Origin of the sequence: Streptococcus sp. KHUD_014, from assembly GCF_051106275.1 — a bacterium.
Classification (GTDB): domain Bacteria; phylum Bacillota; class Bacilli; order Lactobacillales; family Streptococcaceae; genus Streptococcus.
Genome location: NZ_CP193666.1, coordinates 1,496,773 through 1,523,542 on the forward strand (window position 1 = coordinate 1,496,773; position 26,770 = coordinate 1,523,542).

Sequence of the window (26,770 nt, forward strand, 5' to 3'; positions counted from 1 at the left end):
CTTAGTCCTCGATTTCAATTGTTTCAATCACAACATCTTCAACTGGCTTGTCCATAGCTCCTGTCTCAACAGCAGCAATGGCATCCAAGACAGCGTAAGAAGCTTCGTCAACTAACTGACCAAAAACCGTGTGACGGCGGTCTAGATGAGGTGTCCCACCTTGGTTGGCATAGATTTCCGCAATCGGTTCTGGCCAACCACCACGAGCAATTTCTTTCTTAGAATAAGGCAGGTGTTGATTTTGCACGATAAAGAACTGGCTACCGTTGGTATTTGGACCAGCATTGGCCATTGAAAGGGCACCACGGATATTGTAAAGTTCTTCTGAGAATTCATCCTCAAATGATTCGCCGTAGATTGACTCGCCACCCATACCAGTTCCAGTTGGGTCTCCACCTTGGATCATAAAGTCCTTGATAATACGGTGGAAAATGACACCATCATAGTAACCATCTTTTGATAGAGCAATAAAGTTGGCAACTGTTTTTGGTGCATGCTCAGGAAAAAGCTTAATACGCAAATCTCCATGATTTGTCTTAATAGTCGCAATCGGACCTTCCGCTGTTTCAATGTCTACTTGTGGGAAATGCAATTCTTTTTCTACCATACCAAATCTTTCTAAGGCATCAAAAATGCCATCTTCTTCTAATGTTTTTGTAATATAATCTGCTTTTTCTTTGATTTTGTCATGAGAAATACCCATAGCAACACTAATACCTGCATAATCAAAGAGCTCCAAATCGTTCAGTCCATCCCCAAAGACCATGACGTTCTCTGGTTTGTAGCCTAAATGCTCTACGACTTTTGCTACACCAGCTGCTTTTGAACCTGAAATTGGTACCACATCTGACGAAAGTTCATGCCAGCGTACCATACGCAAAGTCGATGCTAAACTTTCAGGCAAAGTCAGGTCATCTCCCTGATCCTCAAAAGTCCACATCTGATAGATGTCTTCTTTTTCATAAAAATCAGGATCAACATCCAAATCAGGATAAATTGGATCAATGGCCTGACTAATCATATCTGTTCGAGTAGATAATTTAGCTGTGTGACTAGCAACCAAACCATAGTCAATCCCCACTTCCTTAGTCCAAGCAATATATTCCTCAACCTTATCTTTAGCAATTTTGTTGCTGTAAATAACATTACTTTTTTTATCCTCAATATAGGCACCATTTAAAGTAACAAAAAAGTCAGGTTTGAGGGCTTTAATCTCTGGGACGACACCGAAAATCCCACGACCAGTCGCAATCCCAGTCAAAATACCTTTTTCACGCAATTGTTTAAAAACAGTTGAAATTGAGGTGGGGATAAAACCAGTCTTTGAGTTTCTCAACGTATCATCAATATCAAAAAAAATAACCTTTATCTTTTTTGCCTTATATCTTAATTTTGCATCCATCTCGCTACCTCTTTCAATCTAACTCTTTCCATTATACCATAAAGTAGAGAAATCCCACATCCCCAATAAAATCCTTGTCTCTTATTCAAATTCCTTTACTAGATACAAAACCAAATCATCATTATTTTGGCTAGTTGCATTCATTTCCAAGGGTTGATTTCGATACCAGACACCTGTCCCATCTGGAATGTAGCCCCGTCTGATATACAATCTCTGGGCGGGGCCATAGCCTAAGTGCAAACCTACACCAAGAGTGACCTTACTCGAAACAAACTTGACTCGTTTTTCTGCTTCTTCTAGCAGTTGATTCCCAATCCCTTGATTTCGAAAAGGCTCAAACACATTAAAATCTGATAATTCTGGATAGACTTCTGCAAAAGGACCATGTTTAGCAGAGGGCAAAATGGTAACGTAGCCCGCTACAGCACCATCAATCTCTGCAACTAAGACTTCTCTCTCCCCACTTTCCTATTCCAGAAAATATCTAGCCAAAATTTCCTCTCTACCAGGCCAACCTTGATTCATAAATCCATGAGATAAGGATTCAATATCAGACTTAATCATATTTCTAATCGTACAATTCATCTTTGACTTACCCACCTTTACTCTTTCTATTACCATTATAGCATGCCAAGGTCAGACTATCTCGTGAAAAAAGACCCAACCGGGTCTTAATTCGCTTTCTTATTTCCGAGCTCATGAAAAAGAGGGCCACTGAACCCCAACTCGCTCTCTCATTTCAAGTTCATGAAAAAGAGGGCCACTGGACCCAAACTCGCTCTTTCATTTTAAAGCTCGTGAAAAAAAGACCCGTCGGGGTCTGAAAAAGAGGTCCAACCGAACCTGAAAAAAAAGACCCAACCGGGTCTTAATTCGCTTTCTTATTTCCGAGCTCATGAAAAAGAGGTCCACTGGACCTCAACTCGCTCTCTCATTTCAAGGCTCGTGAAAAAAAGACCCAACCGGGTCTGAAAAAGAGGTCCCCCGGACCTCTTTTTTAATCTTCGTTTACGAAAGGCATCAAAGCCATTACGCGAGCGCGTTTGATAGCTGTTGTTACTTTACGTTGGTTCTTCGCTGAAGTTCCTGTTACACGACGAGGAAGGATTTTCCCACGTTCTGAAACGAAACGGCTAAGAAGCTCAGTATCTTTGTAATCAACATATTCAATTTTGTTTGCTGCGATGTAATCAACTTTTTTACGGCGTTTGAATCCGCCACGACGTTGTTGAGCCATGTTTTTTCTCCTTTATAGTATTAATTGTCCATTAGAATGGTAAATCATCATCTGAAATATCCAAAGGATTAGTTGCTCCGAATGGATTTTCATCACGTGAAAAGTCAGGTACTGATTGTGTAGGTGCTGAGTAGTTTGAACTTGGTGCAGAATAACCTCCACCTGTGTGACCCTCACGCACACTACGGCTTTCCAACATTTGGAAATTCTCAGCCACGACCTCTGTTACGTAGACACGTTGTCCTTGCTGGTTATCGTAACTACGAGTCTGGATACGACCTATCACCCCGATAAGTGAGCCTTTTTTAGCCCAGTTAGCAAGGTTTTCAGCCTGTTGGCGCCACATAACGACATTGATAAAATCAGCCTCGCGTTCGCCATTTTGACTCTTAAATGTACGGTTTACTGCAAGAGTAAAAGTCGCAACTGCTACATTTGATGGGGTATAACGCAACTCAGCGTCACGAGTCATACGCCCTACAAGTACAACATTGTTAATCATAATCTACCTTCTTACGCGTCAAGTTTGACGATCATGTGACGAAGAATGTCAGCGTTGATTTTTGAAAGACGGTCAAACTCTTTAAGAGCTGCGTCGTCGTTTGCTTCAACGTTAACGATGTGGTAAAGTCCTTCACGGAAATCTTTGATTTCGTATGCAAGACGACGTTTTTCCCATGTTTTTGATTCAACAACAGTTGCACCGTTGTCAGTCAAGATAGAGTCAAAACGTGCTACCAAAGCGTTTTTCGCTTCTTCTTCAATGTTTGGACGAATGATATAAAGAATTTCGTATTTAGCCATTGATATGTTCCTCCTTTTGGTCTAATGACCCCGAGACATTGCAAGGGGTAAGTGAGGTTTGCTCACAATAAATTATTATACTAGAAAAAAATTTTTTTCGCAAGTGAAAAACTGTTTATATTTTATTTTTTACAGTTTTTTTGCAGAAGTTTGTGTAATTTCTTCAACCTGAATATTCTCAGATTCAAATTTCTGTTTAAAGGTAGCTAGATCAACCGTTCCCTCAATTTGAACTTCGATAACAATCTTACCATCTTTACGTGGAACATTAACAGTATGAGAGATATTAAGATTTTCCTCAACGATTAAAGAAACAATCTTACCAAGTACCCCAACTTCATTTTCTGTGATAAAACGAACACGGATTCCCTCTTCGCCATAACCAGAAATTTCAAGAAATGCTCTGAATACATCACGGTCAGTAATGACACCATAGACTTGTTCATTATCAATAACTGGCAAGATTCCAATCTTATTTTTCAGCATAAGATAGGTTGCATCTTCCAAACTTGCATAACCGGAGACAGTTACAACATTACGAATCATGACGTCTTTTACTTTTGTTTTATTAAGCAAGTAATTCATCTCAAAGATTGAAAGACTCGTTGCTTTTGATGGACTGGCTTCAGCAATTGTTCCTTCTGTTACTAGACCAACTAATTTATCATTTTCAATAACAGGAAGACGATGCAAACCTTGTTCGCGCATCAAGTCTGCTGCATGTGCTACAGTCGTATCTGGGCTAATATATACGACCTTTCGTGTCATAAAATCTTTAACTGCCATAGGAACTCTCCTTTATGTTTATAGCTTTATTATACACTTTTTACGAAAATCAATCAAACGCTTTCATCTCTTTTTCAAGATTCTGAAAACTCTGAAATACTATAAAAAGAGCCCTATATTAGGGCCCTCAATCTTATGATTATGTATTTTGTTTGGCAATCTTTATCTGCCGACTAAAAAGGTCCCACGGACTAGATGTTAATTGCTGCCGCAATTTTTATCCGCCGACTAAAACAATCCACTGGATTGTTTTAGCCACCTAGATATGCTTTTCTGACTTCGTCTGATGCTGCGAGCTCTTTACCTGTTCCTGATAGGACAATCTTTCCTGTTTCAAGAACATAGCCTCGATCTGCGATGGCAAGTGCCTTATTGGCATTTTGCTCAATCAAAAGAACGGTCGTACCTTGTTTTTGAATATCTTGGATGATATCAAAAATTTCTTGGATAAAAATTGGAGCAAGTCCCATTGATGGTTCATCTAAAAGAAGAAGTTTAGGCGTTGACATAAGCGCACGTCCCATAGCAAGCATCTGCTGTTCACCACCTGATAGAGTAGCTGCATCTTGGTTTTTACGTTCTTCTAAACGCGGGAAACGTGAAAATACTTTTTTCAGATTTGCTTGATTTTCTTCACGATTTTTCTTAAGGAAGGCTCCCATTTCCAAGTTTTCCATAACTGTCAAACCAGGGAAGACGTGACGTCCTTCTGGTACTTGAGAAAGTCCTGATGCCACAATTTTTTGTGCAGGCATCTTTTGGATTTCTTGTCCTAAAAATTCAATCCGACCAGAACTTGGACGAACAAGGCCTGATAAGGTACGAAGGATGGTTGTTTTACCAGCACCGTTTGCACCGATAAGGGAAACAACTTCTCCTTCATTTACTTCAAAGCTCACATCACGTACAGCTTGAATCATACCATAGTGTACTGAGAGGTTTTCAACTTTTAACATAGACATTAGGCTTCACCTCCAAGATAAGCTTCGATAACACGTTTATTACTCTTGATTTCATCTGGTGTCCCGTGAGCAATCAAACGACCGTACTCAAGAACATAGATACGCTCCGTAACTTCCATGACCAAGTTCATATCATGTTCAATCAGCATGATAGTAATCTTGAATTCATCCTTAATACGACGAATCAACTCAGTTAATTCTGCAGTTTCTTGTGGGTTCATACCTGCTGCAGGCTCATCCAAGAAGAGGATTTTAGGTTCTGTAGCAAGAGCACGAACAATCTCTAAGCGACGTTGTTGACCATAGGCTAAATTTTTAGCTAGAGTTTCAGCATCTCCATCCAAATCAAAGATTTTTAGTAATTCTAAGGCTTTAGCTTTCAATTCTTTTTCATTCTTATAAAAAGCTGGTAAGCGCAAGAAACTTGCAAAAACATGTTGTTTATGATGATTGCTAAATGCAATCAGAACGTTATCCAAAACTGTCAAGTCTTTAAAAAGGCGGATATTTTGGAAGGTACGCCCTAAACCAAGAGATGCGATTTTATAGGGTTGCTTGCCATTTAACAAGTGACCATCCAAGGTTACTGTCCCTTCGCTTGGTTCATAAACACCTGTCAACAAGTTGAAGAGGGTTGTTTTCCCAGCACCATTCGGTCCAATCAAACCAACAAGTTCACCTTCGTTCAATTCGAGAGTGACGTCCCCAACGGCTGTCAGACCACCAAAATGTTTGGTTAAATTTTTTACTTCAAGCAATGCCATTAGTTTTGTCCCTCCTTCTTACCTTTTTTAAAGAGACGTGATAGGCTCAATTCCCAAGTCCCAAGAAGACCACCTGGTCTGAAGATCATAACGAGTACTAAGGCCAAAGCATAGATAATCATACGAACGCTGGCCACGTCTTGAAGGAGCATGTTCAAGATTCCAAGCACGATTGCAGCAACAATTGCCCCTGTAATGGATCCTAAACCACCAAATACAACGATAATCAATACATTGATAGAGTTGATGAACGTATAATCTTTTGGTACGACTGATCCGATAAATCCTGACTGAAGACTACCAGCGATACTTGCAGTAACAGCACCAAAAACAAAAGCGATGATTTTAATTTTTGTAGTATTTACCCCTACTGACTCAGCAGCAATCTCATCTTCACGAACAGATAAAGTCAAACGCCCGATAGGACTACGAAGGAAATTGAGAGTAGCAATCGTTGTAATCACAGCAAAGAAATATACCATTTGCCAAGTTGTAAAGTTAGGAATCCCCAAAATACCAGCAGCACCGTTTGTAAGGCTTCCACCATTAATAATGAAGATACGAATAATTTCAGCAACACCAAGTGTCGCAACCGCAAGATAATCCCCTTTCAAACGTAGGGTAGGAATTCCAACGACCAAGGCAACCAGACCAGCAATGATAGCACCGAGCAACATAGCTCCAAAGAATGCACCATAAGTTGGAGATTTTGATCCGATAATGGCTGCTGCATAGGCACCAATAGCCATAAATCCAGCATGTCCAAGTGAAAACTGACCAGAGAACCCAACGATAAGGTTAAGACCTACTGCTAGAATAATGTTGATACCGATTTGTTCAATAATCTGAATATGGAAAAGGTTCAAGACTCCTACAGAAACCAATAGGCTAATCAAAGCATATCCAAGCAACAAAAGGAATAACCATAGAATATTAACTTTTAAATTTTCTTTCATTGTTTACACCTTCTCTTTCACATTCTTACCGAGGATACCAGCTGGGCGAACAATCAAGATTAAGAGCAAGATTCCATACACGATGGCATCACGGAAATCTGACATTCCGAAGGCGGTTGCAAATGTCTCCAAAAGACCAATAACAAAGCCACCCAGAGCTGCACCAGGGATAATTCCTATACCACCAAGAACGGCAGCCACGAATGATTTTATACCTGGAGTCATTCCCATCAATGGTTCAAGAGAGTTATAGTAAAGCGCAATCAAGACACCCGCTGCACCAGCTAGAGCTGAACCCAATGCAAAGGTGAAACTGATTGTACGGTTCACGTTAATCCCCATCAACTGAGCTGCATCACTATCTACAGAAACCGCACGCATAGCTTTCCCCATCTTGGTTTTTTGTACGATGAGTTGTAGAAGAACCATCAAAACAAGTGAGACAGTTAAAATCAACAATTGAATATTTGTTAGACTGATTGGTCCTAAGTCATAACGCACTGTTTGGATTGCTTGAGGAAAGGCGCGTGTGTTGGCACCTACTAGATAGACCATTCCATACTCCAGTAAGAAGGATACACCGATAGCTGTAATCAACACAGAGATTCGAGTTGAATGACGTAATGGACGATAAGCTAGGAACTCAATGATAACACCGAGAATTGCTGTACCGATCATCGATAAGATCAAGGCAACAAAGAAATTTAATTGCAAGGAATTAATCAAAAAATAACCCATGAAAGCACCCATCATGTAAATATCACCATGGGCAAAGTTAATGAGCTTGATAATTCCATAAACCATAGTATAACCTAGGGCTAGCAGCGCATAGACACTACCCAAGATTAAACCATTTACAAGTTGTTGAAGCATATGGTTCACTCTTTCTAATTTATATTTTTAGAATTTTATAAAAAAATAATCCTTTCATAAACACCGAAACAGGGAGTGAGTAGAAGCTCATTCCCCATTTCCTGTATCTATAATTATGGTTTTACGACTTCTGCCGCTTCTACTTTACCATTATTCATGGTCATCATGAAGGCTGTTTTCACAGTGTTGTGATCTGCATCAAAGCTTGTTTGACCTGTAACACCTTCAAAGTTTTGTGTTTTAGCAAGATTGTTCTTGATATCAACTGAAGTTTTTGCACCTTTTGCTGCATTAGCTACAAGGTAAACTGAGTCATAAGCAAGAGCTGCAAATGTTGAAGGATCTTCGTTGTATTTTGCACGGTAAGCTTCAAGGAAGGCTTTTGCTTTTGCTGAAACCTCTACAGTAGTTGAGAAACCTGAGATGAAGTAGATATTTGATGCGCGTTCGGCTGTTGCTTGTTGAACAAACTCTGCACCGTTGAATCCATCACCACCAATGATTGGTTTATCAATTCCCATTCCACGAGCTTGGTTTACAATCTTACCAGCTTCTGTGTAGTAACCTGGCAATACGATTGCATCAAAGTCTTTATCTTTGATTTTTGTCAAAGCTGCTTGGAAGTCAGTGTCACCTGATACAAACGTTTCATCTGCTACGATTTCGCCTGAGAATGAATCACGGAATGATTTTGCAATTCCTTTAGCGTAGTCGCTTGAGTTATCAGTATACAAGACAACTTTCTTAGCGTTCAACTTGTTTGTAACATAGTTAGAAATGATTTTCCCTTGGAAGCTATCTTGGAATGTTCCGATGAAAAGGAAATCTTGACCTTTTGTCAAACCATCTTGAGTAGCACTTGGAGAAATCAATGGAACCCCAGCTTGTGTAGCATTTGCTACTGCTGCTGCAGTTGCACCTGAAGTTGCAGGTCCTACGATTGCTGCTACTTTAGATTGAGTAACAAGGTTTGTTGAAACTGAAGCAGCTTCAGCAGTTTCAGATTTGTTATCTTTGTCTACTACTTCGATTTGTTTTCCATCAATACCACCTGCAGCGTTGATTTCATCAACTGCAAGTTGAGCACCCTTTTGCTCAGATGTACCGTAAGATGCTACAGCACCAGTTTCTTCAAAGTTGAAACCGATTTTAACGACTTTCTCATCCACTGGGTTACCAGTTGAATTTGAAGCTCCTGACTTCACTTCTCCACAAGCTGCTAAAACAGCTACACTTGCAAGTGCTACAAGTGATAAGGCAAATTTTTTCTTCATCTTTTTTGTCTCCTTATTTCTTAAATAAATAGCATGTTAAGAATATACCGAATTATCTGAAAATTGTCAACACATTTATCTTAATTTTTACATGATAACGTTTTCGCCACTTCTATAGAGACTACCAACAAAGGGAGTTTCCAATTCTTGGATATGACATCGTCGCACTTTTTTGATAAATCTCTCTTTTCCTAAACGGCTAACCAGTTCTTCCACTTCTTCTGTTGGGACATACAGTTGCAGATAACGGTGTTTTTTAGAGTGGTAACAAATATCACCATAATTATCGAGTTTTTTTGCATCACGATTATAGTATAGGTAGATAATCAGACCAGACCGATTCTCTTTTTGAAACATATTACAACTTCCTTCTAACAATCTTCTTACTATTATATCAAAAAAAGCAAACTCAGTCGAGTTTGCTTCAAAAGATTAATTCAAAGAATTATTAGCCATGATTTCATCAATGAAACCATATTCAAGTGTTTCTTGAGCGCTCATCCAGTAATCACGTTCAGCATCTGCATGGATTTGCTCAACTGATTTACCAGAATTATCTGCAAGAATTTGCTCCAAAGTCTTACGAGTTTTAAGCAAGTGTTCAGCAGCAATGGCCATATCTGTTTGCTGTGTACCACCACCTGTACCACCCATCGGTTGGTGAATCATGTATTCTGCATTTGGAAGCATGAAACGTTTGCCCTTTGCTCCACTTGAGGCAATAATTGTTCCCATTGAAGCAGCCATCCCCATAACAATGGTTTGGACATCTGCCTTGATAAAGTTCATAGTATCAACGATTGCCAAACCAGCTGATACAGAACCACCTGGAGTATTCACATAAAGGTAAATATCTTTTGTACTATCTTGGGCATCCAAGAAAAGCAATTGAGCGATAACTGAGTTTGCCATATTGTCTTCGACTGGTCCAGTCAACATGATGATACGATCTTTTAAAAGACGTGAGTAAATGTCATATGAACGTTCTCCACGACTTGTTTGTTCAATAACTACAGGAATCATTCATTTCTCCTTCTGATTTCAATTTTTCTTAGTCAAACGACTCAATACAGGTCTATTATATCTTTTTGGTCAAAAAAGGTCAATTTTCTAATTTGATCAAATCCTAGATTGGATTCTTATTTAGTACCGAACAAGCGGTCACCAGCATCTCCAAGACCTGGAACGATGTATCCATTTTCGTTCAAGCGTTCATCCAAAGCTGCTGTGAAAATTTCAACATCAGGATGTGCTGCATTAAGAGCTTCAACCCCTTCTGGTGCTGCAACTAGGCAGACAAATTTAATGTTTGAAGCGCCACGTTTTTTGAGGGAATCAACAGCAAGGATAGCTGAACCACCTGTCGCAAGCATTGGGTCAACAACAAAGATTTGACGTTGGTCGATATCTTCTGGTAATTTTACCAAGTATTCAACAGGTTGAAGAGTTTCTTCATCACGGTACATACCGATATGTCCAACCTTAGCAGCTGGAACCAAGCTCAAGAGACCGTCAACCATACCGATACCAGCGCGCAAGATTGGTACGATTGCTAATTTTTTACCTGTCAATTGTTTTTGAACGGTTTTAGTAATTGGTGTTTCAATTTCCACATCTTCAAGCGGAAGATCACGAAGCACTTCATAGCCCATCAACATAGCGATTTCATCAACTAATTCACGAAATGCTTTAGTAGAAGTGTCTGTGCGACGCAAGATTGACAATTTATGTTGGATTAGTGGATGATCGATAACTTCAATTTTTCCCATTTTCTGAATTCCTTCTTTCAATTTATTCTTCTTATTATATCAAAAAATGGTTTAAAAATCCTTCTAAACCATCTTTTTTTTAATTTTTAAATCAAGTTAGCTTCTTGAAGAGCTGCTTGTACTGTCTCAAGTGGTAAATGGGTCAACTCTGTCCCTTTTTCACGATAGAGATACTGGGCGTAGTCGTCCATACGGTACTGATTAATATAAACGACACGTTCACAACCTACCTGAAGCAATTGCTTGGTACAGTTGAGGCATGGAAAATGTGTAACGTAGGCTGTAAATCCTTTTGGAACGCCACGTTCGGCTCCTTGTAGTATAGCATTTACCTCTGCATGAAGGGTGCGCACGCAGTGGCCCTCAATCACCAGACAGTCGTGGTCAATACAGTGCTCCGTTCCTGATACAGAACCATTGTATCCCGTTGAAATCACCTTATTATCCTTGACTAAAACAGCTCCTACCTTAGCGCGTTTACAGGTTGAACGATTGGCAATCAATAGAGCTTGAGCAGCAAAATACTCATCCCAAGCCAGTCTTTTTTCTGTCATATCTTCTCTCCTCTTGGTTTATTTTTTGAAAAATGGTAGGCGTAAATCTGCAATTTTTTCAGCAGGAACCTTCATTCCATCCTTAATCCATTTAAGCAAAACTGATACGATGGCAGAACTCCAAAAAGAATGCAGGTAAGAGCTGACTCCTTTTGATTTTCCATAGTATTTTTCTAAAAATTCTTGCATGGCTTGCACAAAGATTTTTTCCAAGTGGTAGTCCAAGGCAAGCTGAATGACCTTAGCCTCTTTCTTGGCTTCTCTAAAGAGGCGAACCCAAACCAGATAGAGGTCCGTTTTTACATCGTAATGGCTCAATTGCTCCATAATGTTATGGACGCTTCGTTTAAAGACACTTTCTAAAATCTCTTCTTTGGAGTCATAGTTTCGATAAAAGGCTGCACGGGAGACTCCAGCTCGTTTGACCAACTCAGAAATGCTAATCTTTGTCAATTCCTTTTTCTCCAAAAGTTGCAAGAGAGCTGTTTCGATAGCTTCTCTGGTTAGTAAATTGGATTCTTGATTGGATTTTCTGAGATTTTCAAGTGAATTTTCGGAAATTCTTCGTTCGGCCATAACACTTCCTTTCTACTTGTGACAACAGAGTGACGAGACTTTTGTTTTAAGCACTTTCATGATATAATTGTAGAAAAAGACAGAACCTTTGTCAATGTATAAGTGACAAAGATGGAGAATTTCTATGACTTGGAAGATTGTGGCAGATTCTGGTTGTGATTATCGTCAATTACCTACTCCTGCGATTGACACTGAATTTGTAAGTGTTCCTTTAACCATTCAAGTGGCTGATCAAGTCTTTATTGACGATGCTAGTCTTGATATTGACAAAATGATGGAAACCATGTATGCAACTTCTGAAGCTTCAAAATCAGCTTGTCCTAGCCCTGATGATTACTTGCGAGCATTTGAAGGGGCAAAACATATTTTTGTAGTGACCATTACCGGAACTCTTTCTGGTAGTCAAAACAGCGCTCAATTAGCTAAGAATCTCTATCTCGAAGAACATCCTGATACTCAGATTCATGTTATTGACAGCTTGTCTGCTGGTGGGGAAGTTGATCTAATCGTTGAGAAAATCAATGATTTGATTGACCAAGGACTTTCTTTTGAAGAAGTGGTTAATGCTATTACTGCTTACCAAGAAAAAACTAAGTTATTGTTCGTTCTCGCTAAGGTTGATAATCTGGTTAAGAATGGTCGCTTGAGTAAACTGATCGGTACAGTTGTTGGGCTCCTCAATATTCGTATGGTTGGGGAAGCAAGTGAAACTGGAACCTTGGAACTCCTCCAAAAGGCTCGTGGTGCTAAAAAATCTCTTCAAGCTACCTATGAAGAATTAATTAAAGCTGGCTATGCTGGTGGACGTATCGTCATGGCTCACCGCAGTAATGATAAATTCTGCCAACAGCTCTCTGAACGTGTGCGTGAAACATTCCCACAAGCTGATATTAAGGTTCTCCCAACTTCTGGCCTCTGCAGTTTTTATGCAGAAGAGGGTGGACTCCTCATGGGATATGAAATTGCCTAATTTATATAAGACAGAGGTCGGGATTCAATGTCCCGACCTCAATTTTTATCAGCAATTATCTTTTCTACTGTAGCTGAGTAGACTTTTGTACTGACAATTTCATCTTGTCAATACATAAGCTTGAAGAAGCCACGGGTTTGATAAAGATTCACGGGACTAGGTACTATCATGCAAAACTTGATCTACCGATTTCTGTCCCTCCGTCTTTTTTATGGTACAATACTCTTATGAAACATTTTGATACTATCGTCATCGGTGGAGGGCCTGCTGGCATGATGGCTACGATTTCAAGTAGCTTTTATGGTCAGAAAACTCTTCTCATCGAAAAAAATCGAAAACTCGGAAAAAAATTAGCTGGTACTGGTGGTGGTCGCTGCAACGTGACCAACAATGGAACTCTAGATGACCTATTAGCTGGCATCCCTGGAAATGGCCGTTTTCTATACAGTGTCTTTTCCCAGTTTGATAACCATGATATCATCAACTTTTTTACTGAAAATGGCGTAAAACTCAAGGTCGAAGACCATGGCCGCGTCTTTCCAGCCAGTGACAAATCTCGGACCATTATCGAAGCACTGGAAAAGAAAATCATGGAGCTAGGTGGGCAAGTTGCCACTCAAACAGAGATTGTTTCGGTTAAAAAGATTGACGACCAGTTTGTCCTGAAGTCTACAGATCAAACCTTCACTTGTGATAAACTCATTGTCACAACTGGTGGAAAATCCTATCCTTCTACTGGCTCTACTGGTTTTGGTCATGAGATTGCTCGCCATTTCAAACACACCATTACCGAGCTTGAGGCTGCTGAAAGTCCATTGTTGACTGATTTCCCGCATAAGGCCTTGCAGGGAATTTCGCTGGACGATGTGACCCTAAGCTATGGCAAGCATGTCATCACTCATGATCTACTCTTTACCCACTTTGGTTTGTCAGGTCCTGCTGCGCTACGCATGTCTAGCTTTGTCAAGGGTGGGGAAATTCTCTCTCTAGATGTCTTGCCACAACTTTCAGAAGGTGACTTAGTTGACTTTTTAGAAGAGAACCGTGAAAAGTCCTTGAAAAATGCCTTAAAAACTTTACTCCCTGAACGCTTGGCAGAATTTTTTGTCCAAGGATATCCTGAAAAAGTCAAACAACTAACTGAAAGAGAACGCGACCAACTTGTCCAGTCTATCAAGACACTCAAAATCCCTGTGACAGGAAAAATGTCCTTGGCTAAATCCTTTGTTACCAAAGGAGGTGTTAGTCTCAAGGAAATCAATCCTAAAACGCTGGAAAGCAAACTGGTTCCTGGCCTTCACTTTGCTGGCGAGGTCCTAGATATCAACGCCCACACGGGTGGTTTTAACATCACTTCTGCCCTCTGTACTGGCTGGGTGGCAGGCTCAAACTTAATCTATAAATGATTTAGTATCTAAGGATGTTAGATAAGAAAGGAACTACTTTGGAACATATTATCTTACTAAGGGGAGTTACTCCTAATGGAAAAAATGCTATCCCTAAAATGTCTTATCTAGTAGATATCTTGATAGAGGCTGATTTTCAACACGTTCGAACCTATATTCAAAGTGGGAATATCATTCTTGAAAGTAACTTATCTCTGGAAGAAATACGAGAACAGGTTCACACTCTAATAAAGGAAAAAATTGGTGCTGATTTAAAAATGGTAATCAAGAACAAAAATGATTTTGCAAAAATTGTCCAAGAAAACCCATTTGGAAAACACTATCTTTTTGACCGAATACATGTGATCCTTTTTCAAAATGATATCCAAAGTCTACCATTAGAAAAATTGGATAGTGACTATGGTGAAGAAGAGATTTGTATCGGCAACCATTGTCTTTACCTCTATCTCCCTAGAACTGCAAAACGAAAAAAACTTAATACCAACTATCTTGAAAAACTGTTCGGCGTTGATCTGACCATGCGAAAGTTAAACGTGGTAGAAAAATTACTAACAAAATAGGAAAAATAATATGAGCAGAAGAGAATCAGTCGAATTTGTCAACATGTGCTTGATTAAAAATGGGGACAAGGTCCTAGTTCAAGACCGAGTTAGTCCTAACTGGCCTGGAATTACTTTTCCTGGTGGTCATGTTGAGCGTGGCGAATCCTTTGTCGATGCTGTCATTCGCGAAGTGAAGGAAGAAACTGGTCTGACCATTTCTAAACCCCAACTCTGTGGTATCAAAGACTGGTATGATGACGAGGACTATCGTTATGTTGTCCTCTTTTACAAAACAGAACACTTTACTGGTGAGCTCCAATCTTCAGACGAAGGAAAAGTCTGGTGGGAGGATTTTGAAAATCTATCTCATCTAAAATTTGCTACTGAGGATATGTCTGACATGCTTCGTGTTTTTCTCGAAGAGGACCTCAGTGAGTTCTTTTACTACAATGACGGAGAAGACTGGTCTTACCAACTCAAATAACAGTAAATCGGCAGAGGTCACTCCGCCGATTTTATCTTATCTAATCTTCAAGCTAGGTCTGTGTCCTCCTACTAATACTCAATGAAAATCAAAGAGCAAACTAGAAAGCTAGCCGCAGTCTGCTAAAAGTACAGCTTTGAGGTTGCAGATGGAAGCTGACGTGGTTTGAAGAGATTTTCGAAGAGTATAAAATTCTGTCACCAGCTTTGTCAACCTTAGCTTAGTCTTTGAGTTTTATCGAGTTTGTGTGCTTACATAGTGGGCAATGACATCTGATGTGTACTGGGCTGTTCCCTGTCCAAACTTATCAAGGTTTTCCTTAAACTCTGGATTATAGACATAGCCTTTTCCGATATAACCAAAGACCTCGATAGAACAGTCAAATCCATAAGTACGGATGGCTTGCAATAGCTTAGCTACCTCTTCTTGGTTTTCAGATGCTGTTACAGGTAGACCATCTCGAAGATTTTGTGCCATGGCTTGAAAGACTTGGTTGAAGGCAGCCGTAGCTTCGTCTTCGTGACCTTTTTGGCGCTCGAGCGCTTGATCCATGATTTCTTGGCCATACTTGTCTACAGCCTCTTGGTGGTATTTTTGATTGTCTTGATAGCTAAATCCAGTGAATTTTTCCTCAATAGTCATTTTTCTTTCTCCTTTTTGTTCTTGAATGGTTTTTTGCAAGGTTGAAATCAAGGTATCCAGATGTTCCCTTTCTCGAGTCAAATAGTCCAACTGCCTGGTCAAATGAGGCAATAAATTTTTCCTTTCTTCCTTTAATAGCTCTGCTATCTTTTCTAAAGAAAAGCCTAGATATTTGTAATAAAGAATAACCTGAAGGCGTTCCAAATCCTCCTGACTGTAGGTTCGATAGCCATTTTCCGACTTTAAAGGAACCAAGAGTCCTATCTTATCATAATGGTAGAGGGTCTTGACGGAGACACCTGAAAGTTGCGCAGCTTCTTTGATATGGTACATGATTTCCTCCTCACATAAATAGTATATACCCTCCCCTTTGAGGAGAGTCAAGTATTTTATCATATTTTTTATAAAAACATGAAAATCGCTTTCTTGACAGACTTGAAAAATCATGATAGGATAATCAAGTCTATCAATCAAAGAATAAGCTCAAAAGAGCAATTGAGAGAAGGCTATTTGACAACTCAAGTAGCCTTTTATTATTTAGAAATAGATTGGAGTTTAACAATGTCTGAAAAATCGCAATGGGGCTCAAAACTGGGCTTTATCCTTGCATCTGCTGGTTCTGCTATTGGTCTTGGGGCCGTTTGGAAGTTCCCTTATATGACTGCTGCCAATGGTGGGGGAGGTTTTTTACTGGTCTTTCTCATCTCGACACTATTGATTGGATTTCCACTTCTCTTGGCTGAATTTGCCCTCGGTCGAAGTGCGGGCGTGTCAGCAATAAAAACCTTTGGAAAACTTGGCAACAATAGCAAATACAATTTTATCGGTTGGATCGGTGCCTTTGCCCTTTTCATCCTCTTATCCTTTTACAGTGTTATCGGGGGATGGGTTTTAGTGTATCTAGGTATCGCTATTGCTAAAGCCTTCCAAGTTGGGATTAACAGTGATTATGCCCAGCTCTTCACAGATATCATTTCAAATCCTTGGATTGCCCTTGGCTCTCAAGCTCTTTTTATCTTCCTCAACATTTTTATCGTATCTAAGGGAGTTCAAAAAGGAATTGAAAGAGCATCGAAAGTTATGATGCCCTTGCTATTTATCATCTTTGTCATTATTATCGGGCGCTCTCTCAGCTTGCCAAATGCTATGGAAGGGGTCGTTTATTTCCTCAAACCTGATTTTTCAAAACTGACAAGTTCTGGTTTCCTCTATGCTCTAGGACAGTCATTCTTTGCTTTGTCCCTCGGGGTTACGGCCATGTTGACCTATGCTTCTTACCTAGATAAGAAAACCAATCTGGTCCAATCAGGTATGTCTATCGTTGCCATGAACATTTCTGTATCGATCATGGCAGGACTAGCTATTTTCCCAGCTATGTCAGCATTTAATATCCAGTCTGAAGGTGGTCCGAGTCTCCTCTTTATCGTCTTGCCCCAACTCTTTGACAAGATGCCTTTTGGAAGTATTTTCTATATTCTCTTTCTCTTGCTCTTCCTCTTTGCGACGGTCACTTCTTCTGTCGTTATGCTGGAAATTAATGTTGGAAATATCACTGACCAAGATAACGAAAAACGTAATAAATGGAGTCTTATTTTAGGTATCTTGACCTTTATCTTTGGTATCCCTTCGGCCCTATCTTACGGTGTCATGGCTGATGTCCATATCTTTGGGAAAACCTTCTTTGATGCTATGGATTTCTTGGTTTCCAACCTCCTCATGCCATTTGGTGCTCTCTGCTTGTCTCTTTTTACAGGCTATATTTTCAAGAAGGCACTGGCAATGGAGGAACTTCATCTTGATGAAACACCTTGGAAACAAGGACTTTCCCAAGTCTGGCTCTTCCTTCTTCGTTTCATCATCCCAATTATCATCATCGTGGTCTTTATCGCCCAATTTATGTAAATACAAAAAAGGACTTGAGTAATGAACTCAGGCCCTTTCTTTTTATGGATTACTAACAATCAATTCTAGACCTTGACCTTCCAAGGTCCAAGCTTCAACATCACTTGGTAGGATAAAGTGGCTACCTTTTTGGATTGGATATTCCTTACCGTCTACAATGAGTTGACCTTGACCAGCCAAGACGCTCAACAAGCTGTAATCAGCTGTTTTTTCAAAGTTAACTTTTCCAGTAATTTCCCACTTGTAAACTGCGAAGAATTCATTGGATACAAGGAGAGTTGAACGCAAATCATCTGCTTTAACAGTCACAGGACGGCTATTTGCAGGCTCACCGATATTTAAAACATCGATGGATTTTTCAAGATGAAGCTCACGCAAGTTGCCATTATCATCCCTACGGTCAAAGTCATAAACACGGTAGGTTGTATCACTAGACTGTTGCGTTTCAAGGATCAAGATTCCTGCACCGATGGCGTGCATAGTCCCACTTGGTACATAGAAGAAATCTCCAGCCTTAACAGGAACCTTTGTAAGCAAGGCATCCCAGTTTTTATCTTCAATTTGCTGGCGGAGTTCTTCTTTTGACTTAGCATTGTGACCGTAAATAATCTCTGAACCTTCATCTGCAGCAATGATATACCAGCACTCTGTTTTTCCTAGTTCGCCTTCATGCTCTAGTCCATAAGCATCGTCTGGGTGAACTTGGACGCTGAGCCAGTCGTTGGCATCGAGGATTTTGGTCAAAAGCGGAAATACAGGTTCTGGACGATTGCCAAACAATTCACGGTGTTCTGCGTACAAAGTTGCTAGGTCTGTTCCCTCGTAACGACCGTTTGCCACCTTTGAAACTCCATTTGGATGAGCTGAGATGGCCCAGTATTCTCCGATTTTTTCATTTGGGATGTCATAACCAAACTCATCACGTAGCTTGGTACCACCCCAGATTTTTTCTTGCATAACTGATTGTAAAAATAATGGTTCTGACATGTCGATCTCCTGTCTGATTTTTCTCCCCCCATTATAGCAAAAAGCTAGGTCTAATTGAACTCTTTTTCACATCTTATAAAGTAGGGAGAAGATTTTGTAAAAATAGTGAATAAATGTGTTCTACTCAATGCTTGCACCATTGCTGGCAATGACATCCTTGTACCAGTAGAAGGATTTCTTCTTGCTACGTTTGAAACTTCCATGACCTCCATTATCACGATCCACATAGATAAAGCCATAGCGCTTGGTCATTTCGCCTGTTCCAGCTGAAACTAGATCGATACAACCCCAAGTCGTATAACCAAGCAAGTTAACTCCATCTTGGTAAATGGCATCTCGCATAGCCTTGATATGAGCTTCTAAGTAATCAATCCGATAGTCATCTGCTACATAACCATTCTCATCCGGTGTATCAATAGCACCGAGACCATTTTCTACGATGAACATGGGCTTTTGGTAACGATCCCAGATGGCATTGAGGGTAATACGAAGCCCAAGCGGATCAATCTGCCATCCCCATTCTGAGGATTCTAGATAGGGATTTTTGAGAGAGGCAAAAACATTTCCAGCTGTTAATTCTTTAACTTTTGGATCACCTGAGGCCACTCGACTTGCATAGTAAGAGAAGGAAACAAAGTCAACAGTATTGTTCTTCAACAAAACCAAATCTTCTGCCGTCATTTCAATCTCAATCCCCTCACGCTCCCACTGCTTCTTAGCGTAGCTTGGATATTCCCCACGCGCTTGAACATCAATGAAAAAGTAACTCTTGCGGTCTTCCTCCATGGCTGCCCAGTAGTCTCTCGGATGGGCTGTGTTAGGATAGTATTGCCCTGCAGCCAACATACATCCAACCTTGTTTTCCGGGTCAATTTCGTGGGCAATCTTAGTCGCTAGAGCTGAAGCTACCAACTCATGGTGAGCTGCTTGGTATTTGACTTGTTCTTGATTTTCACCTTCTTCAAAACAGAGACCAGCTCCCATAAAGGGGGTATGGAGAATCATGTTGATTTCATTAAATGTTAGCCAGTATTTGACCAAACCCTTGTAACGGGTAAAGAGTGTGCGACAGAGATTCTCATAAAAGTCCAACATACGACGATTGCGCCAACCACCATACTCAGTAATTAAGTGCATGGGGCAGTCAAAATGCGTGATGGTTACCAGAGGTTGGATCCCATACTTATGGCATTCCTTAAACAAATCCTCATAAAAGGCTAGACCAGCTTCATTTGGCACGCTTTCGTCGCCCTTAGGAAAAATCCGAGTCCAAGCAATGGAAAGTCGATAGGTCTTAAAGCCCATTTCCGCAAAAAGGGCAATATCTTCCTTGTAATGATGGTACATATCAATAGCTTGCTTGGCTGGATAAAAATAGCCCTCCTCAAAAGAAAACATCTTTTTCTGACCTGTGATAATGGCTTCGCGGTCCTTACCGATTGGAACAACATCAACATTGGCCAACCCACGACCGTCTAAATTATAGGCACCCTCACATTGATTAGCTGCCGTAGCACCACCCCAAAGGAAGCCCTCTGGAAATTGTAGTATTTCTGTCATCACTTTACCTCACATGATTTAGTACTACTATTATACTATCAAACATTTAAATAAAGCTGAAATAGCCCAAAAAATGTTTTAAGAAAAGCATTTTCTTTATAAAAAAGCTTCTACGATGAACATAGAAGCCAAATAAGGTAGTTGAAGTTTGTATACAAAACTGCTTTATTTCATAAGATTTGGAAGAATGAACATGATAAAGAAAGCTAGAGCAACCATAATAAAAACATTGAGATAGATAAAACATTTTGCCAACCATGCATATCGCCCAGGTCTTAGTGGTCTTTCTACATAGGAATGTTTTGGTTTTTTAGGATCATAATAAACAGCAACTTTTCCACCAATTGGAAAGCGTTCCTTAAGAGGAGATTTTGTAAAAGACAAAAAACTATTACCCTTAACTTTGTATCTTAAAACTTGTGGAATTTCACCATTTTCAAAATTATCCGTTTTTACATCAGATACGATTGAACCTAAGGGAGTACTGATTGTATTTGAAATAGCAGATAGAAATTTAGGCCCTACGACCTTGTATTGGTTTCCATCAACAGTGTATTCAACAACTGGGAGACTAATCCCATTATAAAGAGCATAGGAATATCGGATAATAACTCCTTCCGTTCTTTCGGTACACCTCTTGGCATTGCTATAATTACTAAATATAAAATAGGAAAACATAAAATAGGTGAAGGCAGCAAATCCTAACATCATTAAGCCAATTAATAGAAAGAAAGTTGTTGGCATATTTTTCTCCTTAGAACATTGTTATGAAGCTATTTTAACAAATTTAACAGAAAAAACAAGAAAAAAAAGACCGGATGGCTCCGATCTTTTCAGTCATCAAAATGTAAGAAAATTAATACCTCATACTATTAATCGATTGATTGATTGTCAGCAAGCCATGGTTAATTATTGCAGCAATATCTTCCAGACCACGAAGAATAAAACTACCTATAATCAATCCTAGAATAATTGAACAGATAATCATGGTAATACAGATTAAATAAATATCCTTTTTTTGCATCTCTTTTCTCCTAATATCTATTCGCGTCCATTCATGGAGATACTTTCAATCTCAAGGTTCATTGGTCATTATGTGACAATTGTAAGGTTTCCCAGAACCATAAAGTCGAGCGGTAAACTGAACGCCATCTTCACTCTCTCTTCCTAATAAAATAAAGAAGCCCTCTTACTATATCTATTTAAAAATATTTCTCCTTTCCACATCAGTTACATTTTTATTATAAGATTTCAGGATAGCGCTGTCAACCATTTATATGCAAGTTCTTTATATAAAAAAGACCGGATGGCTCCGATCTTTCAATAGTTCATATTCTCACATTCTGTATTAAGAATCATTGTGGTTAGCTTCAAATGATTAAGCGACCTATTTCATTCGATAAAAATCAAGCACTAGACCAGCAGGACCTTTAACTAATAAGGACTCTGTCCCCCAATCCGTTTCACAAGGACCGTGTAAAATCTCGACACCAAGCTCTTTCAACCGTTTGTAGTTCAGGTCTACATCCTCAACCTCGATGTGAAGAATGATGCCTGACTGAAAATCTTCTATAGGAATCAAATGATTTTGGGACAACATAAGACAGTGACTGCCAATCGTAAACTGAGCAAAACTGTCATCAACATAATCGGCTTTTTTATCCAAAATACGCTCCAGGTCAGCACAGACTTGTGGAACATTTGAAACGATGATATCTAATTGATTTAAATTCATTTACTATCCTCCATAAAAAGACCGGATGACTCCGATCTTTTAAGTTTCTCTCTATGAAAATCAAAGAATAAACAAGGCGGAACCAAGTTTGATGGCAAATCTTTGCTCATCAAACTACGAAAAATCCTTTGGGACTTTTTCTAGGCTCCGCACTAGATTCCATCATTGAAAATTAAGGTTTCAATGATGAAATCGTCGGAAGTGAATCTCAGAATAAAGTCTACAAATTTATCTTTGATTTTCGTCGAGAGGAATTATTTAATTGCGCGTGATTGCAATCCTTCTTCTTCCAAGAAGAGGCGGAATGGTACAAGCTCTTCAGCTTCGTATTTTTCCTTGAAGGCTTTGATAGCTTCTTCTGAGTGAAGTTTTGGATCCAATTCAAGTACTTCTACTGGAAGTGGACGGTGTTGAGTGATGTGAGCATCGATCACAACAGTTTTACCTTCTTTGTTCAATTTAACAGCTTCTGCAACAACTGCATCGATATCTTCGATACGGTTCACAGTGAACCCTACAGCACCTTGCGCTTCAGCGATTTTCGCATAGTCAGCATTAGGGAAGTCACAACCAAACAAGTGTTTGTTTGTGTCTTCGTATTTGTCCTTGATGAAGGCATATTTACCATTTGAGAAGACAACGTTGATAACTGGAAGGTCGTATTGAACGTTTGTGATAACGTCTGGGTAGCACATGTTGAATGCACCGTCACCCATGATGTTCCATACTTGGCGATCTGGATTGTCTTTCTTAGCAGCGATACCACCAGGAAGGGCAATACCCATTGTCGCAAAGAGTGGAGATGTACGCCACATGTTCTTAGGTGTCATGTGAAGGTGACGAGTAGATGTTTGAGTAGTGTCACCTACGTCGATTGAGTAGATAGCGTCTTGATCAGCATGTTTGTTGATTGCATTGTAAACTTGATACAATTGCAATTCACCCTCAGTTTTACCTTCGAGTTTGTTCATGTAATCGCGCCAGTTTTGGTTGTTCTTCACGTTTGCACGCCACCATGGAGTAGACTCAACTGGGTTTACTTTATCAAGGATAGCTTTAGCCGCTTGACCTGCATCACCAAGGATTGAAGCGTCAAGGGCGTGGCGTTTCCCAAGTTTGTAAGGGTCGATATCCACTTGGATGAATTTTTCAGTGTTTTTGAATGCTTCGTATACTTCAGCAAATGGGAAGTTTGAACCAAGGAAAAGAACTGTGTCTGCTTCAAAGACCACTTCGTTGGCTGGTTTCCAACCAACACGGTAAGCAGAACCTGTCAAACCTTCGTAGTTCCATTCGAAAGCTTCGAAGTTTTTACCAGTTGTGATGATTGGGGCTTTGATTTTACGTGACAATTCAGTGATTACTTCACCAGCTTTAACACCACCGTAACCAGCGTAGATAACTGGACGTTCAGCGTTGTTCAAAATTTCAACAGCTTTGTCGATTTCAACTTCGTTCAAAGCAGGAGCGATGAATGAACGCTCGTAAGAACCTGAACCGTAGTATGAGTTTTCGTCGATTTCTTGGAAACCAAAGTTTACTGGAATTTCAACAACGGCTGGACCTTTTTTAGAAACGGCAGCACGGCAAGCTTCGTCAATCACTTTTGGTAATTGCTCTGCGTAAGCTACACGTTTGTTGTAAACAGCGATACCGTTGTACATTGGGTTTTGGTTCAATTCTTGGAAAGCATCCATGTTGAGTTCATTAACTGGACGTGATCCAAGGATCGCTAGGAATGGAGTGTTATCCATAGCTGCATCGTAAACACCGTTGATCAAGTGAGTCGCACCTGGACCACCTGAACCAACTGCAACACCGATAGAACCGCCAAATTTAGCCTGCATAACCGCTGCAAGAGCACCTGTTTCTTCGTGGCGAACTTGCAAGAAACGGATATCTTTGTCTTCAGCCAAAGCGTCCATAAGTGAGCTGAGTGTTCCTGATGGGATACCGTAGATAGTGTCTACGCCCCATGTTTTCAATACGTTAAGCATTGCTGCTGATGCAGTAATTTTCCCTTGAGTCATAATGATAACTCTCCTTAAAAGTTAATTTGATGAATAATAAAAGCGCTTTTATATGTTTTTTGAAAACGATTCAGTAAATTTACACTCCTAATTTATCACATTTACTTATAGTTTCATAAGAATGTGCTCAGAAACTTTCATTCTCTATTACAGTACAGATTGAAAACGTTTTGAAAATCTGTTTTAGAATAGCAAAAAAAGCGGTTAAGACCGCCTTTTTATACTCAATGAAAATAAAAGAGCAAACTAGGAAGCTAGCCGCAGGCTGTACTTGAGTACGGCAAGGTGAAGCTGACGTGGTTTGAATTTGATTTTCGAAGAGTATTAATCGACTTTAGTAAAATTAAGCATGAGAGAGCTGATCAGAACAGAGACTGAACTAAAGGCCATGGCTAATCCTGCAAGTTCTGGATTGAGCACCAAACCAAGACTTGAAAAAACTCCTGCTGCAATCGGAATACCAATGAGGTTATAGATAGAAGCCCAGAAAAGATTGAGTAGAATACGATTAAAGGTCTTCTTACTCATATCAAAAGCACGTGCCAATCCTAGTAAATTGTTGGTTGTAAGGACAAGATCTGCTGATTCGATAGCAATATCTGTCCCAGAGCCCATGGCAATTCCGACATCCGCTACACTGAGGGCCGGCGCATCATTGATGCCATCGCCGACAAAGGCCAATTTGCCATTCTTTTGAAGCTTGTGAATTTCATGTGCCTTTTCCTCTGGCAAGACATTTGCAATCACTTCTTCGATTCCAATTTGCTCTGCAATCGCATGCGCTACTCCAGCATTATCTCCGGTAAGCATGACCGTTCTAAGGCCACGTTTTTTCAATTTAGCAATAGCTTCTCGAGCATTTTCCTTAGGGACATCCTGCAAGGCAATTAAGCCTTTTAGTTCACCATCTACTGATAAGAAGACAACTGTTTTCGCTTCTTTCTCAAGCAAATCAAATCGTTCTTGATAATCATGTGGAATAGCAAGATCAGCTAAGAGTTTGGCATTCCCAAGCAAGACTTGTTTACTATTAATAATCCCAGTCACACCTTTTCCATGCAAGGCTTGGAAGTTTTCCACTGGGTAAAGGCTAATTCCTAGTTCAGATGCACGATTAACAATAGCTTGAGCTAGCGGGTGTTGAGATACATCTTCCAGTGAAGCAGCCAAACTTAGCACTTCTCTTTCATCACCGATAACATCTGTCACTACCGGCTTCCCTTCGGTTAAGGTTCCTGTCTTATCAAAAACAACCGTTTGAACTTTTTGGATTTCCTGTAGAACTGTACCATTTTTGAGAAGAATCCCCATCTTGGCACTTCGTCCTGTTCCAACCATGAGTGCTGTCGGTGTCGCAAGTCCTAGTGCACAAGGACAGGCAATTATCAAAACAGCAACTCCGTAGAGAAGTGACGTCACAAAGCTTTCTCCTAGGAAAACAAACCAGACCCAAAAAGTAAGAAGTCCTAAAATGACAACTGCTGGTACAAAAATCCCTGAAATCTTGTCGGTCAAATCTTGAATAGGAGCACGACTCGTTTGAGCTTTCTTCACAAAGTCCACAATCTGAGCCAGCATAGTCTCAGAACCAACTTTTTCAGCTCTAAAGATGATCGTACCACTATTATTGATAGTTGACCCAATAACAGCATCTCCAACTGATTTATCGACTGGAATACTTTCCCCAGTCACCATTGATTCATCAATACTCGTTTCACCTTCTAACACAGTCCCATCAACGGCAATTTTTTCACCTGGTCGAACGCGAATGAGATCCCCAACTTTGACTTGTTCTAGAGGGATTTGAACATAAACATCATCACGCAAAACCTCTGCTGTCTTTGCTTGTAGGTCTAATAATTTTTCGACTGCCTGCGAAGTATTTTTTCGCATTTTTTCCTCAAAAACTGCTCCCAAAAGAATGAAGAAGAGGATAAATGCAGCACTTTCAAAGTAAACGGGCAGACCAGTGAAGAGGGCAACTAAGCTATAGAAATAGGCCACTAGGGTTCCCAGAGCAACCAAGGTATCCATGTTGGAATTGTGCTTTTTAAAACTAGCCCAGGCGCTTCTGATATATGGAACTCCAGCTACCAGCATAATGGGTGTTGTGGCTAAAAAGGTGCCCCAACGCATGACTTGGTGACTAATTCCTCCTGTCGACATCCCAATCATGAGAATCACAAGAGGCACAGTAAAGATACTAGTAATCCAAAAACGCTGTAAAAGTGATAGAGATTTTCGAGTCTTCTCAACTACAGTATAACTCCCCTTTTGCATCTTCATGCCGCATGAAAATTCATGCTCGCCCAAGTCTTGAGGCGTAAAGCGAATGACTTTTTCCTCGTCTTGAGCGATTGGTTCTAGAATTCCTTCTTCTTCAAACAGAATTTCCTTATAACAGTTTGAAGGTGTCACACGGTGAAAGGTAATCTCAGCAGGAATCCCCTTTTGCAGTTGAATATGGGCTGGATGGTAGCCTTTGTCTGCCGTGATACGGATTTTTTGAACACCATTTTCAAGACTTGCTTTTACAATTTCGGTCATATCATTCT

At 40.0% G+C, this 26,770-nt stretch carries 29 protein-coding genes; 5 read left to right on the forward strand and 24 right to left on the reverse strand.

What is annotated here, in order from left to right; genetic code table 11:
* Position 1: 1 nt before the first annotated feature.
* The 16 genes from ACORHT_RS07265 to ACORHT_RS07340 form a co-directional block, all read right to left on the reverse strand.
* Positions 2 to 1,402, reverse strand: coding sequence for a bifunctional Cof-type HAD-IIB family hydrolase/peptidylprolyl isomerase (locus tag ACORHT_RS07265; protein ID WP_434349876.1), 1,401 nt, complete (start codon positions 1,400 to 1,402; stop codon positions 2 to 4).
* A gap of 81 nt (positions 1,403 to 1,483) precedes the next feature.
* Positions 1,484 to 1,837, reverse strand: a complete 354-nt coding sequence (locus tag ACORHT_RS07270) for a GNAT family N-acetyltransferase (protein WP_434350831.1) — start codon at positions 1,835 to 1,837, stop codon at positions 1,484 to 1,486.
* 562 nt (positions 1,838 to 2,399) lie between these two features.
* Positions 2,400 to 2,639 (reverse strand): 30S ribosomal protein S18, encoded by a 240-nt coding sequence (gene rpsR, locus ACORHT_RS07275; RefSeq protein WP_000068664.1) that lies wholly within the window; start codon positions 2,637 to 2,639, stop codon positions 2,400 to 2,402.
* Between the two features lie 31 nt (positions 2,640 to 2,670).
* A complete protein-coding gene (gene ssbA / locus ACORHT_RS07280; RefSeq protein WP_434349877.1) occupies positions 2,671 to 3,141 on the reverse strand; it encodes a single-stranded DNA-binding protein SsbA in 471 nt (156 codons plus the stop codon).
* Between the two features lie 11 nt (positions 3,142 to 3,152).
* Complete coding sequence (gene rpsF / locus ACORHT_RS07285) at positions 3,153 to 3,443, reverse strand: 30S ribosomal protein S6 (protein ID WP_075229241.1); 291 nt, start codon at positions 3,441 to 3,443, stop codon at positions 3,153 to 3,155.
* Between the two features lie 129 nt (positions 3,444 to 3,572).
* Positions 3,573 to 4,229: a CBS domain-containing protein gene (locus tag ACORHT_RS07290; protein ID WP_434349878.1), complete on the reverse strand. Its 657-nt coding sequence runs from the start codon at positions 4,227 to 4,229 to the stop codon at positions 3,573 to 3,575.
* Positions 4,230 to 4,480: 251 nt separating this feature from the next.
* Positions 4,481 to 5,191 carry an ABC transporter ATP-binding protein gene (locus ACORHT_RS07295; RefSeq protein WP_000062228.1) on the reverse strand — a complete coding sequence of 237 codons (711 nt, stop codon included), beginning with the start codon at positions 5,189 to 5,191 and terminating at the stop codon, positions 4,481 to 4,483.
* Positions 5,191 to 5,955: an ABC transporter ATP-binding protein gene (locus ACORHT_RS07300; RefSeq protein WP_001185990.1), complete on the reverse strand. Its 765-nt coding sequence runs from the start codon at positions 5,953 to 5,955 to the stop codon at positions 5,191 to 5,193. The genes ACORHT_RS07295 and ACORHT_RS07300 overlap by 1 nt, the downstream gene beginning before the upstream one ends.
* Complete coding sequence (locus ACORHT_RS07305) at positions 5,955 to 6,911, reverse strand: branched-chain amino acid ABC transporter permease (RefSeq protein WP_153225538.1); 957 nt, start codon at positions 6,909 to 6,911, stop codon at positions 5,955 to 5,957. The genes ACORHT_RS07300 and ACORHT_RS07305 overlap by 1 nt, the downstream gene beginning before the upstream one ends.
* Before the next feature lie 3 nt (positions 6,912 to 6,914).
* Positions 6,915 to 7,784, reverse strand: coding sequence for a branched-chain amino acid ABC transporter permease (locus ACORHT_RS07310; RefSeq protein ID WP_000941435.1), 870 nt, complete (start codon positions 7,782 to 7,784; stop codon positions 6,915 to 6,917).
* A gap of 113 nt (positions 7,785 to 7,897) precedes the next feature.
* The gene (locus tag ACORHT_RS07315) at positions 7,898 to 9,058 is read right to left on the reverse strand and encodes an ABC transporter substrate-binding protein (RefSeq protein WP_414317480.1); all 1,161 of its coding nucleotides are present in this window, start codon (positions 9,056 to 9,058) and stop codon (positions 7,898 to 7,900) included.
* 87 nt (positions 9,059 to 9,145) lie between these two features.
* Positions 9,146 to 9,415 carry a YlbG family protein gene (locus ACORHT_RS07320; protein WP_434349879.1) on the reverse strand — a complete coding sequence of 90 codons (270 nt, stop codon included), beginning with the start codon at positions 9,413 to 9,415 and terminating at the stop codon, positions 9,146 to 9,148.
* Between the two features lie 75 nt (positions 9,416 to 9,490).
* The gene (gene clpP, locus ACORHT_RS07325; protein WP_000613459.1) at positions 9,491 to 10,081 is read right to left on the reverse strand and encodes an ATP-dependent Clp protease proteolytic subunit ClpP; all 591 of its coding nucleotides are present in this window, start codon (positions 10,079 to 10,081) and stop codon (positions 9,491 to 9,493) included.
* Positions 10,082 to 10,197: 116 nt separating this feature from the next.
* Positions 10,198 to 10,827, reverse strand: a complete 630-nt coding sequence (gene upp, locus ACORHT_RS07330; protein WP_414275844.1) for a uracil phosphoribosyltransferase — start codon at positions 10,825 to 10,827, stop codon at positions 10,198 to 10,200.
* 86 nt (positions 10,828 to 10,913) lie between these two features.
* Positions 10,914 to 11,381: a deoxycytidylate deaminase gene (locus ACORHT_RS07335; protein WP_000136981.1), complete on the reverse strand. Its 468-nt coding sequence runs from the start codon at positions 11,379 to 11,381 to the stop codon at positions 10,914 to 10,916.
* An 18-nt stretch (positions 11,382 to 11,399) separates the two neighbouring features.
* Positions 11,400 to 11,957 carry a TetR/AcrR family transcriptional regulator gene (locus tag ACORHT_RS07340; RefSeq protein WP_000840875.1) on the reverse strand — a complete coding sequence of 186 codons (558 nt, stop codon included), beginning with the start codon at positions 11,955 to 11,957 and terminating at the stop codon, positions 11,400 to 11,402.
* 124 nt (positions 11,958 to 12,081) lie between these two features.
* On the opposite strand from ACORHT_RS07340, the gene ACORHT_RS07345 reads away from it, so the two are divergent.
* From ACORHT_RS07345 to ACORHT_RS07360, 4 genes are all read left to right on the forward strand, one after another.
* Positions 12,082 to 12,927 (forward strand): DegV family protein, encoded by an 846-nt coding sequence (locus ACORHT_RS07345; RefSeq protein WP_434349880.1) that lies wholly within the window; start codon positions 12,082 to 12,084, stop codon positions 12,925 to 12,927.
* 227 nt (positions 12,928 to 13,154) lie between these two features.
* Positions 13,155 to 14,333, forward strand: a complete 1,179-nt coding sequence (locus ACORHT_RS07350) for an NAD(P)/FAD-dependent oxidoreductase (protein ID WP_434349881.1) — start codon at positions 13,155 to 13,157, stop codon at positions 14,331 to 14,333.
* Between the two features lie 38 nt (positions 14,334 to 14,371).
* Positions 14,372 to 14,893 (forward strand): DUF1697 domain-containing protein, encoded by a 522-nt coding sequence (locus tag ACORHT_RS07355; RefSeq protein WP_434350832.1) that lies wholly within the window; start codon positions 14,372 to 14,374, stop codon positions 14,891 to 14,893.
* A 10-nt stretch (positions 14,894 to 14,903) separates the two neighbouring features.
* Positions 14,904 to 15,359, forward strand: a complete 456-nt coding sequence (locus ACORHT_RS07360) for an 8-oxo-dGTP diphosphatase (protein WP_434349882.1) — start codon at positions 14,904 to 14,906, stop codon at positions 15,357 to 15,359.
* Between the two features lie 234 nt (positions 15,360 to 15,593).
* Here the strand turns inward: ACORHT_RS07360 and ACORHT_RS07365 are convergent, their stop codons facing one another.
* Entirely contained in the window at positions 15,594 to 16,334 is a 741-nt protein-coding gene (locus tag ACORHT_RS07365; RefSeq protein WP_434349883.1) for a MerR family transcriptional regulator, read from the reverse strand.
* Positions 16,335 to 16,562: 228 nt separating this feature from the next.
* On the opposite strand from ACORHT_RS07365, the gene ACORHT_RS07370 reads away from it, so the two are divergent.
* Entirely contained in the window at positions 16,563 to 17,903 is a 1,341-nt protein-coding gene (locus tag ACORHT_RS07370; protein WP_434349884.1) for a sodium-dependent transporter, read from the forward strand.
* 42 nt (positions 17,904 to 17,945) lie between these two features.
* On the opposite strand, the gene manA is transcribed toward ACORHT_RS07370, so the two are convergent.
* The 7 genes from manA to ACORHT_RS07405 all read right to left on the reverse strand — a co-directional run bounded on the left by manA (position 17,946) and on the right by ACORHT_RS07405 (position 26,762).
* Entirely contained in the window at positions 17,946 to 18,890 is a 945-nt protein-coding gene (gene manA, locus ACORHT_RS07375; RefSeq protein ID WP_434349885.1) for a mannose-6-phosphate isomerase, class I, read from the reverse strand.
* A 120-nt stretch (positions 18,891 to 19,010) separates the two neighbouring features.
* Positions 19,011 to 20,450 carry a 6-phospho-beta-glucosidase gene (locus ACORHT_RS07380; RefSeq protein ID WP_434349886.1) on the reverse strand — a complete coding sequence of 480 codons (1,440 nt, stop codon included), beginning with the start codon at positions 20,448 to 20,450 and terminating at the stop codon, positions 19,011 to 19,013.
* Positions 20,451 to 20,615: 165 nt separating this feature from the next.
* A complete protein-coding gene (locus ACORHT_RS07385) occupies positions 20,616 to 21,194 on the reverse strand; it encodes a DUF3592 domain-containing protein (protein ID WP_281334795.1) in 579 nt (192 codons plus the stop codon).
* Between the two features lie 112 nt (positions 21,195 to 21,306).
* A complete protein-coding gene (locus ACORHT_RS07390; protein ID WP_414316182.1) occupies positions 21,307 to 21,474 on the reverse strand; it encodes a hypothetical protein in 168 nt (55 codons plus the stop codon).
* A 363-nt stretch (positions 21,475 to 21,837) separates the two neighbouring features.
* The gene (locus tag ACORHT_RS07395) at positions 21,838 to 22,185 is read right to left on the reverse strand and encodes a VOC family protein (protein ID WP_434349887.1); all 348 of its coding nucleotides are present in this window, start codon (positions 22,183 to 22,185) and stop codon (positions 21,838 to 21,840) included.
* Between the two features lie 254 nt (positions 22,186 to 22,439).
* Positions 22,440 to 24,215 carry a pyruvate oxidase gene (gene spxB / locus ACORHT_RS07400; RefSeq protein WP_315639680.1) on the reverse strand — a complete coding sequence of 592 codons (1,776 nt, stop codon included), beginning with the start codon at positions 24,213 to 24,215 and terminating at the stop codon, positions 22,440 to 22,442.
* A 324-nt stretch (positions 24,216 to 24,539) separates the two neighbouring features.
* Positions 24,540 to 26,762, reverse strand: a complete 2,223-nt coding sequence (locus tag ACORHT_RS07405) for a heavy metal translocating P-type ATPase (RefSeq protein WP_434349888.1) — start codon at positions 26,760 to 26,762, stop codon at positions 24,540 to 24,542.
* Positions 26,763 to 26,770 lie beyond the last annotated feature (8 nt).